At 69.9% G+C, this 12753-nt stretch carries 10 protein-coding genes; 3 read left to right on the forward strand and 7 right to left on the reverse strand.

Annotated elements, in window-relative coordinates; all coding sequences use genetic code 11:
* Window positions 1–7: 7 nt before the first annotated feature.
* The 5 genes from U3649_RS18125 to U3649_RS18145 all read right to left on the reverse strand — a co-directional run bounded on the left by U3649_RS18125 (window position 8) and on the right by U3649_RS18145 (window position 4689).
* Complete coding sequence (locus tag U3649_RS18125; RefSeq protein WP_407352686.1) at window positions 8–1195, reverse strand: cystathionine gamma-synthase; 1188 nt, start codon at window positions 1193–1195, stop codon at window positions 8–10.
* Window positions 1196–1480: 285 nt separating this feature from the next.
* Window positions 1481–2857: a pyridoxal-phosphate dependent enzyme gene (locus tag U3649_RS18130; RefSeq protein WP_407352687.1), complete on the reverse strand. Its 1377-nt coding sequence runs from the start codon at window positions 2855–2857 to the stop codon at window positions 1481–1483.
* Window positions 2858–2986: 129 nt separating this feature from the next.
* Window positions 2987–3205 (reverse strand): YdcH family protein, encoded by a 219-nt coding sequence (locus tag U3649_RS18135; protein ID WP_407354655.1) that lies wholly within the window; start codon window positions 3203–3205, stop codon window positions 2987–2989.
* A 529-nt stretch (window positions 3206–3734) separates the two neighbouring features.
* Window positions 3735–4328 carry a hypothetical protein gene (locus tag U3649_RS18140; protein ID WP_407352688.1) on the reverse strand — a complete coding sequence of 198 codons (594 nt, stop codon included), beginning with the start codon at window positions 4326–4328 and terminating at the stop codon, window positions 3735–3737.
* A 1-nt stretch (window position 4329) separates the two neighbouring features.
* Window positions 4330–4689 carry a DUF4398 domain-containing protein gene (locus U3649_RS18145; RefSeq protein ID WP_407352689.1) on the reverse strand — a complete coding sequence of 120 codons (360 nt, stop codon included), beginning with the start codon at window positions 4687–4689 and terminating at the stop codon, window positions 4330–4332.
* Window positions 4690–4801: 112 nt separating this feature from the next.
* On the opposite strand from U3649_RS18145, the gene U3649_RS18150 reads away from it, so the two are divergent.
* Entirely contained in the window at window positions 4802–5926 is a 1125-nt protein-coding gene (locus U3649_RS18150; RefSeq protein WP_407352690.1) for a PilT/PilU family type 4a pilus ATPase, read from the forward strand.
* A gap of 207 nt (window positions 5927–6133) precedes the next feature.
* Here the strand turns inward: U3649_RS18150 and maiA are convergent, their stop codons facing one another.
* Window positions 6134–6796, reverse strand: coding sequence for a maleylacetoacetate isomerase (gene maiA, locus U3649_RS18155; RefSeq protein ID WP_407352691.1), 663 nt, complete (start codon window positions 6794–6796; stop codon window positions 6134–6136).
* 121 nt (window positions 6797–6917) lie between these two features.
* Window positions 6918–7907, reverse strand: a complete 990-nt coding sequence (locus U3649_RS18160; protein WP_407352692.1) for a fumarylacetoacetate hydrolase family protein — start codon at window positions 7905–7907, stop codon at window positions 6918–6920.
* 333 nt (window positions 7908–8240) lie between these two features.
* Between U3649_RS18160 and U3649_RS18165 the strand changes: the two genes are divergently transcribed.
* Window positions 8241–9824 (forward strand): YadA family autotransporter adhesin, encoded by a 1584-nt coding sequence (locus U3649_RS18165; RefSeq protein WP_407352693.1) that lies wholly within the window; start codon window positions 8241–8243, stop codon window positions 9822–9824.
* A 488-nt stretch (window positions 9825–10312) separates the two neighbouring features.
* Window positions 10313–12661 carry a YadA-like family protein gene (locus tag U3649_RS18170; RefSeq protein ID WP_407352694.1) on the forward strand — a complete coding sequence of 783 codons (2349 nt, stop codon included), beginning with the start codon at window positions 10313–10315 and terminating at the stop codon, window positions 12659–12661.
* Window positions 12662–12753: the final 92 nt, after the last annotated feature.

Consider the following 12753-nt stretch of genomic DNA (forward strand, 5'->3'; position numbering starts at 1 on the left):
ACGACCCTCAGGATGCCGACGCGTCATCGAGATCAGATTTCAGGTCGCGCCAGTCTTCGATGCCGACGCTCAGCCGCACCAAATTCGCATCGATTCCCAGCTGCGTTCGCCGCGCCTCCGGCACCGACGCATGCGTCATCACCGCCGGATGATTGACCAGGCTCTCGACGCCGCCCAGCGACTCGGCCAGGGTGAACAGTTCGGTGCGTTCGCAGAAACGCTTCGCGGCCTCGTAGCCGCCCTTGAGCCAGATCGAAACCATGCCGCCGAAGCCGTCCATCTGCCGCTTCGCCAGCTCGTGCTGCGGGTGCGAGACGAGACCGGGGTAAACGACCTTCTCGATCGCGGGGTGCGCCTCGAGAAACTCCGCAAGCGCCTGCGCGTTCTCGCAGTGCGCCTTCATCCGCAAGTGCAGGGTCTTCAGGCCGCGCAGCGCCAGGAAGCTGTCGAACGGGCCCTGCACCGCACCGACCGAGTTCTGCAGGAACGCCAGCTGCTCGGCGAGCTCGACGTCGTCGCCAGCCACGACCATGCCACCGACGACGTCGGAGTGGCCGTTGAGGTACTTGGTGGCCGAATGCAGCACCAGGTGCGCGCCCAGCGCCAGCGGGCGCTGCAGGATCGGCGAGCAGAAGGTGTTGTCGACCACCACGACCAGGCCGCGCTTGCGGGCGAGTTCCGCAATCCGCGCGATGTCGGCCAGCTTGAGCAGCGGATTGGTCGGGGTCTCGATCCAGACCATGCGGGTCTCGGGCCGGATCGCCGCCTCGAACGCGGCCGCGTCGCTCAGGTCCACCCAGCTGAAGTCCAGCCCGGCCGAACGCCGGCGCACCCGCTCGAACAAGCGGTAGGTACCGCCATAGACGTCGTCCATGGCGATCACGTGGCTACCCGAATCCAGCAGCTCCAGGACCGTGGACGTGGCCGCCATGCCGGAGGCGAAGGCGTAGCCGCGACTGCCGCCCTCCAGCCCGGCCACGCAGCGCTCGTAGGCGAAGCGGGTCGGGTTGTGGCTGCGCGAGTATTCGAAGCCCTGGTGCTCGCCCGGACTGGACTGGGCGTAGGTGGAGGTGGCGTAGATCGGCGGCATCACCGCGCCGGTACTGGGGTCTGGCGACTGGCCGGCGTGGATGGCCTTGGTTCCCAGGCCCCAGTGTTCCGGGCTGGCGTCGGCCGCTCGGCGGTCGTCCGTCATACAGATGCAATCCAGTGGAAAACAAGGCGCGAATTCTATCACCGGGCGGGTTGTTCGATGCCCGGCAGCGCGCTGTGGACCCCTGAGGAATCACCTCGCGGAGCGGTGTTCAGGTTCGACGGCGGCGTGGGAGCGACGGCAGTCGCGACGCCGGTAATACGGGTTTCGGACGATTGCATGCGCCCCCGACGCCACCGGCGTCGCGACTGCCGTCGCTCCCACAGGGGCATTGCGCCGCCGCGCCCATTCACCAGAGGATAGCGCCGGCGAGGGGGCGGACGCAGGCTACTGCACCCGCCGCCGCAGCCAGTTCAGCAGGTCGATCCGGGTGATCAGGCCCAGGAATCGCTCGCCGTCGACCACGATCGCCACCTGGCCGCGGTCGAACACCGGCAGCAGCGCCTCGATCGGCGACTTCACGTCCATGATGTCGAGCTTGCTGACCATCGCGGTCGAGACCGGGTCGCGGAAGCGGGCCTCGTCGCCGTAGACGTGCAGCAGCACGTCGGACTCGTCGAGGATGCCGACGATGTGCTCGCCGTCCATCACCGGCAGCTGCGAGATCTCGTACAGCTTCATGCGCTGGTAGGCGGTCATCAGCAGGTCGCCCGGCGCCAGCACCACGGTGTCGCGCTGCGAGTACGGGCGCAGGATCAGGTCGCGCAGGTCGCCGTGCTGTTCGCGCTCGAGGAAACCGTTGTCCAGCATCCAGTAGTCGTTGTACAGCTTGGACAGGTACTTGTTGCCGGTGTCGCAGACGAACACCAGCACCTTCTTCGGTTCGGTCTGCTCGCGGCAGTACTTCAGCGCCGCGGCCAGCAGGGTGCCGGTGGAGGAGCCGCCGAGAATGCCCTCGCTGCGCAGCAGTTCGCGCGCGGCCAGGAAGCTCTCCTGGTCGCTGATCGCATAGGCCTTCTTCACCCGCGAGAAATCGGAGATCACCGGCAGGAAATCCTCGCCGATGCCCTCGACCATCCAGCTGGCGGACTTGTCGCTCAGGGTGCCCTCGTTGATGTACTCGGCGAGGATCGAGCCGACCGGGTCGGCCAGGATCAGCTCCACCTCCGGCGCATGCGCGGCGAAATGCCGCGACAGCCCGGTCATGGTGCCGGAGCTGCCGCAGCCGAACACCACCGCGTCCAGGCCGCCGGCTTCGGCCATCTGCCGCAGGATCTCCGGCGCAGTGCCGTGCTCGTGCGCGGCGGGATTGTCGGGATTGCCGAACTGGTTGACGAAGTAGGCGCCCGGCGTCTCGCGGGCGATGCGCTCGGCCAGGTCCTGGTAGTACTCGGGGTGGCCCTTGGCCACGTCGGAGCGCGTGAGCACCACCTCGGCGCCCATCGCCTTGAGGTTGAAGATCTTCTCCCGGCTCATCTTGTCCGGGACCACCAGCACCAGGCGGTAGCCCTTCCGCTGCGCCACCAGCGCCAGCCCGATGCCGGTGTTGCCGGCGGTGCCCTCGACCAGGGTGTCGCCGGGCCGGATGTCGCCGCGCCGCTCCGCGGCCTCGATCATCGACAGCCCGATGCGGTCCTTGATCGACCCCCCGGGATTCTGGCTTTCCAGCTTGAAGTACAGCTCGCAGGGGCCGGCGTCGAGGCGCTGCGCGCGAACGACCGGGGTGTCGGCGATGAGATCGAGAACGGAATCGTGGATCGGCATGCTGGCTGGAGCCCGCGGGCGTCGTCGGAAGGAGGCGCGATTATCGCATCGCTCCGTCCAGCATCCCCGCGGGCGGCGCCGGCCGACGAGGAGGCCGGCACCGCCCGCGAAAGGAAGGGGTGTCCTGCGTCAGTGGTGCAGGGTGTCGTACATCCGGGTGAGGCGGTCCTTGGCGGCGAGCTTCTCGCGCTTCATCTGCGCCAGCGTGGTGTCGTCGATCGGCAGCACGCCGAGCTCCGCATCCATCACTTTCTTGTCGAGTTCCTGGTGATGGTGATACAGGCGCCGGAACTCCGGGTTGGTCTGGATGACCGAATCAAGCTCCGACTGGGGTTGCCCTTCGAACATGGAAGCCTCCTTGGGGATCAGGAACGAGAAACGCCCCGGCCGGCGAAGGCGCGGGGCGTCGCAGGGGAGAGTTGAGGTCCGGCCGACAACGGACTGCGCGAATCGCCCTTGCGGAACGTCCGCGCGGACCTTGCTTCCGGCGGCGTGCTCCTCGGGGCGGTGCGTCTGGGTCATCGTCGTCGTCGGCCTGTCGGCAGAGATGGCGACCGGTCGGGCGCCACCCTCCAGTCCGACCCTACTCCTCCGGATCGGGACCGGCAAGCGCCTTCGGCGGGCGCTCGCGGCGGCGTCATCGAGCGTTTCCTGAATGCGCGAGACGCATCTCGGCCACGGCCTAGACCATGGGCGCGATTTCCGCCCGGTTGCCGCTAACCGGCTGAATCAAATGGAAATTATTCGTTAAAAATGCCAACGGGTTCGATCTGCCGCCTCCCCTCTATGGCGGTCCGGCGCCGCCGGCAGCGGCGCGGGCAGCCCCGCGCTTCGCCCGGATCTCACCGCTGCGAGACGGGCGCACAGCCCGCCGGGGTCAGTCGTCGTCGCCCTCTTCCACCGCGCGCATCAGCTCCGCCTCGCGGCGGGCGAGTTCGGCCTCGCGCGCTCGCGCGGCCCGCAACTTGGCGGCCTGATCGCTGGCGACTCCATCGAGCATGATTTCGGCTTCCTGGCGGGCGCTGGATTCGGACTCCGCCGCCATCCGCAAGCGCGCCGCCTCCTCGGCCTGGATCTGCGCCTGGACCCGCAGCCGCTCGGCCTCCTGCCGCGCGCGCTCGGCTTCCTGCCGGCTGGCCTCGACCAGCAGGTCGCTGCGCTCGCGATCGAGCTCGCCGATCTCGCGCCGGATCGTCTCCGTGCGCGCGGCGGTCTCGGCGGTTTCCACGCGCCATTCGGCGACCTGCAGCGGCAGGGCGCGATCGCCGCGGGCGTTGGCGTAGGCGTCCACGGCCTGCCGTGCCTGCAGGCGCTCGTATTGGGCGAACCCGCGCTGCACCGGATCGGCGTCGAGCGCCTGCAGGCGCTGCAGCAGGCGCTGCGCGTCCGGATCGTCCGCCGCGTGGGCAGCGGGAGCGCACAGGGCGGCCAGCAACATCCAGGACGACAGGGTCTTCATGAGGGTCTTCATGTCAGTCCTCCATGCCCAGCTGCTCGCGCAGCCGCGAGACCTGTGCCCGGCGCTGCGCCAGCTCGGTATTGGCCACCGCCTCGCGGCTGCGGGCGTGGGCCAGGTCGGCGAGCGCCGAAGCGCTCAGCGCCGCATCGCGCGCGTCGCGCTCGCGGCCGCCCGCCATCGCCGCCTGCGCCTGCCGGAGCAGGGTTCGCGCCTGGGCGATTTCCTCCTGCGCGTACTGGTCGGCATCGGCATCGGACGCGCGGGCGACCGACTGTTGCGCGGCGGCCAGTTCGGCCGTGGGCGGCGGCAGGCTGGCGCAAGCTGTGAGCGCCAGCACGATCCCGAGGGCGGACGCCTGCAGGAATACTCTCAACTGTGCAATGCTAGCTGGCATTGGCGGCCGCACCGATGGGGAACATGCGGCCATTGTCGACAGCAGGCGGCCCGATCGCAACGACCGGTCGGGGCCGAAAGGGGATTCGTTCATGGACATCGGCTATTTCCTGAAGCTGATGACGGAAAAAAACGCCTCGGACATGTTCCTGACCACCGGGGCGCCGGTCTACATCAAGGTCGAGGGCAGACTGTACCCGCTCGGAAACACCGGGCTGCCCACCGGCATGGTGAAGAAGATCGCCTATTCGCTCATGGACGAGGGCCAGGTGCCGGTGTTCGAGCGCGAGCTGGAGCTCAACATGGCACTGTCGCTGCAGGATTCGGGGCGCTTCCGCGTCAACGTGTTCAAGCAGCGCGGCGAGATCGGCATGGTGATCCGCGCCATCCGCAGCGTCATCCCCAGCATCGAGGAACTGCAGCTGCCGCAGGCGCTCAAGCAGATCATCATGGCCCCGCGCGGGCTGGTGTTGATCGTCGGCTCCACCGGGTCGGGCAAGTCGACCACGCTGGCGTCGATGATCGACTATCGCAACAGCAACACCTCGGGCCACATCCTCACCATCGAGGATCCGATCGAGTACCTGCACAAGCACAAGAAATCGATCGTCAACCAGCGCGAGGTCGGGCTCGACACCCACAACTTCCACAACGCGCTGAAGAACGCCATGCGCGAGGCGCCGGACGTCATCCTGATCGGCGAGATCCTCGACGCGACCACCATGGAGGCGGCGATCGCCTTCGCCGAGACCGGCCACCTGTGCCTGGCGACCCTGCACTCCAACAACGCCGACCAGACCATCGAGCGCATCCTCAACTTCTTCAACGAATCCGCGCACAAGAACGTGCTGATGAACCTGGCGCTGAACCTCAAGGCCGTGGTCAGCCAGCGCCTGGTGGTCGGCGTCGACGGCCGCCGGTTGCCCGCGGCCGAGGTGCTGATCAACACGCCGATGATCCGCGACCTGCTGCGCCGCGGACAGGTGCACGAGATCAAGCAGGCGATGGAGGAGACCCTGGAGGAAGGCATGGAAAGCTTCGACCAGTGCCTGTTCCGGCTCTACAAGGAAGGCAAGATCGAGATGGAGGAGGCGCTCAAGGCGGCCGACTCGCGCGACGGCCTGGCGCTGAAGTTCCGGCTGTCGGAGGGCGGGACCGGCGAGCACGACCCCTATGCCGACGTCTTCGACAGCGCGTCGGAGAACGAGCACACCTGATCGGTCCGCGGGCGGGCTGCCGCCGGCCGGGGGCCCTGGCGACAAGCCGGATCGGCCCCACTCGGGTTACCCATTGGCAGAACCGTCCTTGGTGGGAGCGACGGAAGTCGCGATGCTCCCGGGCCGCGGCTTCCCGGCAACGGCATGTCCCCGCCACTCGGCCGATCGCGGCGAGGCGCCTGCGACGGCACCCGCGATGACCGGCGACTACGCCTTCGGCGCGTCGGGCTGGCGCTCGGGGCGTGCCGCCTCGAACGCCGGCAGCGCCAGGCAGGCGGCCTCGATGCGGCGGATGGTCGGATACGGCGCCAGGTCCACGCCGAACCGGCGCGCGTTGTAGACCTGCGGCACCAGGCAACAGTCGGCCAGGGTCGGCGCATGGCCGTCGCAGAACGCGTCGGTGGACGGATGGTCGGAGAGCAGCGCCTCGAACGCCGCCAGGCCTTCGGTCATCCAGTGCCGCATCCAGACGTCGCGTTCGGGCTGGGGCACGTTCCACTCGTGCTCGAAGAAACGGATCACCCGCAGGTTGTTGAGCGGATGGATGTCGCAGGCGACCAGCTGCGCCAGCGCGCGCACCCGCTGGCGCTCGCGCGCGGTGGCGGGCAGCAGCGGCGGCGACGGCCAGACCTCGTCCAGGTATTCCAAGATCGCCAGCGACTGCAGCAGCCGCCGACGGCCGTGCTCCAGCATCGGCACCAGCTTCTGCGGGTTGGCCGCGGCGTATTCCTGCCCGTGCTGCTCGCCGCCGTTGCGCACCAGGTGCACCGGCGCGATCTCGTACGGCAATCCCTTGAGATTCAGGCCGATCCGCACCCGGTACGCAGCACTCGAACGCCAGTACGAATACAGCGTCAGCGGCTCCGCCATCCTTCCCTCTCCCATGCGCCCCCCTGTGGCCGCGATGCCGACAACATTAACGCGGAACCCGCCGCGCCGGCCGCCCATCCGTCGCGCGGCGACGTCCGTTCGGCTGCCGCCGCCTCTCCGGTCAGGCGCCGGACGGGCGTTCGATCCGCTGCTCGATCGCGCCGAAGATCGAGTGTCCCTCGCGGTCGAGCATCTCGATGCGCACGGTGTCGCCGAAGCGCATGAACGGCGTCAACGGCTTGCCGTGCTCCAGGGCTTCCACCGTGCGCTTCTCCGCGAAGCAGGACGCGCCCTTGCCGGTGTCCTGGTTGGCGATGGTGCCCGAGCCGACGATCGTGCCGGCCGACAGCGGCCGGGTCCGGGCCGCATGCGCGACCAGCTGGGCGAAGTCGAACTGCATGTCGACGCCGGCCTCGGGCGCGCCGAACCACTCGCCATTGACGTGGGTCAGCAACGGCAGGTGCAGCTTGTTGCCGCGCCAGGCATCGCCCAGTTCGTCCGGGGTCACGAACACCGGGCTCAGCGCCGAGCGCGGCTTGGACTGCAGGAAGCCGAAGCCCTTGGCCAGCTCGCCGGGGATCAGGTTGCGCAGCGAGACATCGTTGACCAGTCCGACCAGCTGGATGTGCGCCGCCGCCTGCTCCGGCGTCGCCGCCATCGGCACGTCGTCGGTCACCACCACGATCTCGGCCTCCAGGTCGATGCCGTGGTCCTCGCTGGGCACGCGGACCGGGTCGCGCGGGCCGTAGAAGCCGGCGCTGGTCGCCTGGTACATCAACGGGTCGGTATAGAAGCTTTCCGGCACCTCGGCCCCGCGCGCGCGGCGCACGCGTTCCACGTGCGGCAGGTAGGCGCTGCCGTCGACGAACTCGTAGGCGCGCGGCAGCGGCGCCGCCAGCTGGGCCACGTCGAGATCGAAGGCGCCGGCCGCCTGCCCGGCCTCGAGCTCCTGCGCCAGCGCATTGAGCCGCGGCGCGAGATTGGACCAGTCCTCCAGCGCCCGCTGCAGGGTCGCGGCGACCGCGCCGGCCCGAACCGCGCGCGAAAGGTCGCGTGAGACGACCACCAGGGTGCCGTCGCGGCCGCCCTCCTTCAGTGAACCAAGCTTCATCGGGACTCCGTGGTTCGGCGCCGCAGCGCGATGGTTGCGATTGTAACCGGGACGCCTGAAACGCCGACGTCGCCGCCCGCCAGCCGCCATGACAGATGCGCAAGCGCCGTGATGGTTCCGGCGCGTCTTTGCCGGTTGGTACTGCAAGCGCGGCATGGCCGATGCCCCGGAACCGGGGGAAGGCCCGGCCGGAATTCAGCTTCCGGTCGAGGGCGAGTCCCTCTGCGACTGCGCGAATCCATTCTTCCTTCGGAGCACGCCATGAACCTGCAGACCTTGTCCCTCTCGCTTCGTCGTTCGATATCCGCACTGGCGATCGCTCTTTGCCTGGCCATGTCCGCGACCGCAGTCGCCGGCGAGACCTGCGATCTCGCAACCGCCGGCGAAGACGGCGGCGATGCCACCGCCACCGGCACCGACGCCAACGCCTGCGGCACCGGCGCCGAGGCCAGCGGCGAGCAGGCCACCGCCTATGGCAATGCCGCGAGCGCCTCTGGCGACGAGAGCACCGCCACGGGTCACAACAGCGTGGCCTTCAATGGCATGGATACCGCCACCGGCGCCGCCAGCTTCGCCGTGGGAGGCGGCGCCACGGCGACCGGCGCCCACAGCAACGCGAGCGGATCCGCCAGCACCGCCACCGGCAACATCAGCCAGGCCAGCGGCAACTTCAGCACGGCCACGGGTTCGGCCAGCCTGGCCTCGGGCCTGTCGAGTACCGCTACCGGAACCTTCTCCGAAGCTACGGCCGATTCGAGCACTGCCACCGGCTCGTCGAGCCGCGCCACCGGCATCTCCAGCACCGCCACCGGTTCGGCCAGCCAGGCCTCGGGCGAATACAGCACCGCTACCGGCGCCAGCAGCATCGCCTCGGGCGAAAGGAGCATCGCCGTCGGCGTCGCCGCCCAGGCCACCGGTGAGCAGGGCATCGCGATCGGCGTGCTGAGCCAGGCCAGCGGCCAGTACAGCACCGCGGTGGGCACCGACAGCCTGGCCACGGCGCAGAACAGCACGGCCGTCGGCGACGGCAGCCAGGCGCAGGGGATGGCCAGCTCCGCGATCGGCGCCGGCGGCACCGCCACGCTCTTCGCCGATGCCGCGTTCGGCGCGGTCGCCACCGCCAGCGGCGGGTCCAGCACGGCACTGGGCGCGTTCAGCGTCGCCAGCGGCGCCGGTGCGATCGCGGCCGGCACCCAGAGCCTGGCGACAGCGGACGGCAGCATCGCCATCGGCGTTCTGAGTTCGGCCAACGCCGTCGACAGCATCACGCTCGGCAACCAGAGCCTGGCCAGCGGCCAGAATTCGGTGGCGCTGGGTGCGCACGCGGTCGCCGACCAGGCCGACACGGTCTCGATCGGCAGCGCCGGCAACGAACGTCGCCTGGTGAACGTCGCCGCCGGCACCGGCGCGACCGACGCGGTCAACCTGTCGCAGCTGCAGGCCACCCTGGCCACCGCCAACGCCTACACCGACACTGCGGTCGCCACCGGCGGCACCGCGGCCAACGCCTACACCGACGACCGCGAAGCCGCGATCCGCGACGACATGGCCGCCGGCGACGCGGCGACCCTGGACGCCGCCAATGCCTACACCGACAACGCCTTGGCCGAGCTCACCGGCTTCGATGCCGGCTTCGACGCGTTCCGCGGCGACGTCGACCGGCGCTTCCATCAGCAGGACGACCGCATCGACCGCGTCGGCGCATTGAGCACGGCCATGATCGGCATGACCGCCAGCGCCGCCGCGGTGGAGGAAGGGCAAAGCCGCATCGGCCTCGCCGCGGGCGAATACAACGGCAAGCAGGCGTTTTCGATCGGCCTGCAGCAGCGCATCGGCAAACGTGCGGCGCTGACCCTCGGCGGCGCCTTCAGCGGCTCCGAGCGCTCGACCACGCTGGGCGTCGGCATCGGCTTCTGACGGCGATTCCAAGCCCGGGCGAGGCCCACGGGCGGCCCGGCGGCGGGCGTGGCGACGATGTCGCCACGCCCGCTCCTTTGTGGTTCGCCGCGCCAGGCAGCCCTTTCCGCCGCGGCGAGGATTGGGCCGTCGCCACGGGTTTCACCGATGAATCGCCGGCACTTCAAGCCCTTGCTGTCGTCAGCCGATCTACGAAGCGCTCGGCTGCCTATCGGACCGGCCCGTGGCGACGGGCCTGGCCATACCGCAGCGGAGGAGCTGCCTGGCGCGGCGTCGCGCCCCTGCGGTGCGCTCCTACCAGCAGGAAGGCACGTTTGCCACGGGTGCGTGGTCCGGCGTGATGGGTTTGCGATCGCTTTGCCGGTTGGTTGTTCAAGCGCGACGTGGTCGTCGCCCCGGAAGCGGGGGAGGCCCGGCCGGATCCGATCTTCCAGGTCGCGGGCACGCCCTCTGCGTCCGCGCCACACCAATCCATCAGGAGAACCCAGATGAAACATCCGAGCATGATCATTGCGCGACGCCAGCGTCGCGCCCTCGTCGTCGCCATCGCCCTGTGCTGCGCGGCCAACGGCACCGCATGGGCCGGCGACGTCTGCGATTACGCCGTCGTCGGCGAGAGTGGCGGTACCGCGACGGCCCCCGGCTTCCAGGCGATCGGCTGCGGCAACGACAGCGTCGCCAGCGGCAGCCAGTCCACAGCGATCGGCTACGGCAGCGAGGCCACCGCCAATTTCACCGTGGCGGTCGGCGCGGGCAGCGAGGCCAGCGGCGTCCGCAGCGTCGCGGTCGGCGTCGGCAGCACCGCCAGCGAGGAAAAGAGCGTCGCGGTGGGCATGCTCAGCCAGGCCACCGCCGAATACACGTCCGCATTCGGTGGTGACGCGATCGCTTCGGGAGTGCGCGCGACCGCCATCGGCAATCTCAGCCAGGCCACCGGCGCGAGCAGTACGGCCGTCGGCGGTTGGCACGATGCCGACAACGACGGTGTCCCGGACGCTGACGAAACGACCCTGGCGTCGGCCGCGGGCGCCAGCGCATTCGGCGCCGGCGCCCGCGCCACCGCCGTCGACGGCACCGCCACCGGCGTGCAGAGCATCGCATCCGCCGCGCGCGCCAGCGCCTACGGCTCGGACGCACAGGCGACCGGCGCCGACAGCTCGGCCTTCGGCGCGCAGAGCCGCGCGACCGCCACCTTCAGCACCGCCACCGGCGGACACAGCACTGCGAGCGCCGATGCCGCCACCGCCACCGGTTACCTGAGCGGGGCCAGTGGCATCCGCGCCACGGCGAACGGCTTCTGGAGTTCGGCCAGCGGCGACAACAGCGTGGCCGTAGGCGCCCAGAGCATCGCGTCCGGCGATTTCGACATCGCCATCGGTTACCAGAGCGAAGCGACCGGCCTGGGGAGCATGGCGCTTGGCGGGTTCAGCGTGGCGAGCGGCGGGCTCTCGGTCGCGATCGGCACCGAGAGCACTGCCACCGGTGCGACCAGCACCGCGCTGGGCATCGGCAGCCATGCCACCGGCCAGGGCAGTACCGCACTGGGCAAGAGCAGCAACGCCTCCGACGTCAACAGCCTTGCCGTCGGCCGCAACAGCCTGGCCAGCGGCTTCGACGCCTCGGCGATCGGCACCCTGGCCGAAGCCACCGGCCTGAACTCCACTGCATTGGGCGCTGGCAGCAACGCCAGCGGCTCTGGCTCGATCGCGCTGGGAGTTGCCAGCACCGCAAGCGGTTCCGGCAGCAACGCCTACGGTGTGAACAGCTTCGCGGGCGGCGAGCAGAGCATCGCGATCGGCCTTTGGGCCACGGCGATGGGCGAGCACGCCACGGCGTTGGGAGCTAACAGCGAGGCCAGCGGCCAAAATAGCGTTGCGCTGGGTTCGTTGAGCCGCGCCACGGCGCTGGATTCGGTTGCGCTGGGGACATCCTCGTTCACGGACCGGTCGCAAACCGTCTCGATAGGCCACCAGGACCTCCAGCGGCAGCTGATCCAGCTCGCGGCCGGCACCGAAGACACCGATGCGGTCAACGTCGGCCAGCTGCATCCCTTCGCCACCGCACTGGGCGGCGGCGCCGGCTTCGGCGGCGGCGTGTTCACCGCGCCGACGTACGTGATCCAGGGCGCCGAGTACCACGACATCGGCGGCGCCTTCGCCGCGGTCGACGATCGATTGACGGCGTTGCCGGGCCAGGGCGGCATCCCGGGGCCCGCGGGGCCGCAGGGTCCGGCCGGCCCGCAAGGCCCGGAGGGCCCTGCCGGTCCCGGCAACCCGTTGAGCGTGGCCTACGAGAACGCCGACATGGACACCATCGCACTCGAAGGCGCCGACGGCACCCGGATCTCCAACGTCGCCGCCGGTGCCGCCGCGACCGACGCGGTCAACAAGGGCCAGATGGACGCCGGCGACGGCGCGACGCTCGCCTCGGCCGCCGTCCACTCCGATGCCGGCGATGCGCAGACGCTATCCGCCGCCAACGCCTACACCGACACCCAGGTCGCCAACCTGCTCGGCTTCGATCCGAACTCGATCAACGGACGGCTGGATGCGCTGGAGGACCGCTTCGACGACGTCGACCGCCGCCTGCACCGCCATGACCAGCGCATCGACCGCCAGGGCGCCATGAGCGCGGCGATGCTCAACATGGCGATCAACGCCGCCGGCTCGCAGAGCCCGCGCGGACGCGTCGCGGTCGGCGCCGGCTTCCAGGGCGGCGAGCAGGCGCTGTCGATCGGCTACGGCAAGCGCGTGGGCCAGCGCGCCTCGTTCTCCCTGGGCGGCGCCTTCAGCGGTTCGGAACGTTCGGCCGGCGTCGGCTTCGGCGTCGATCTGTAATCGCCGATGCCCGGCGACGGCGACGCCCGCATCGACCGCAGCCCGGAAGCCATTTGATGGGCACGACCCGCTTTCCGCGGTTGCGTGGATGC

The sequence above is a fragment of the Luteimonas sp. R10 genome, from assembly GCF_045689605.1.
Taxonomy (GTDB): Bacteria; Pseudomonadota; Gammaproteobacteria; order Xanthomonadales; family Xanthomonadaceae; genus Luteimonas.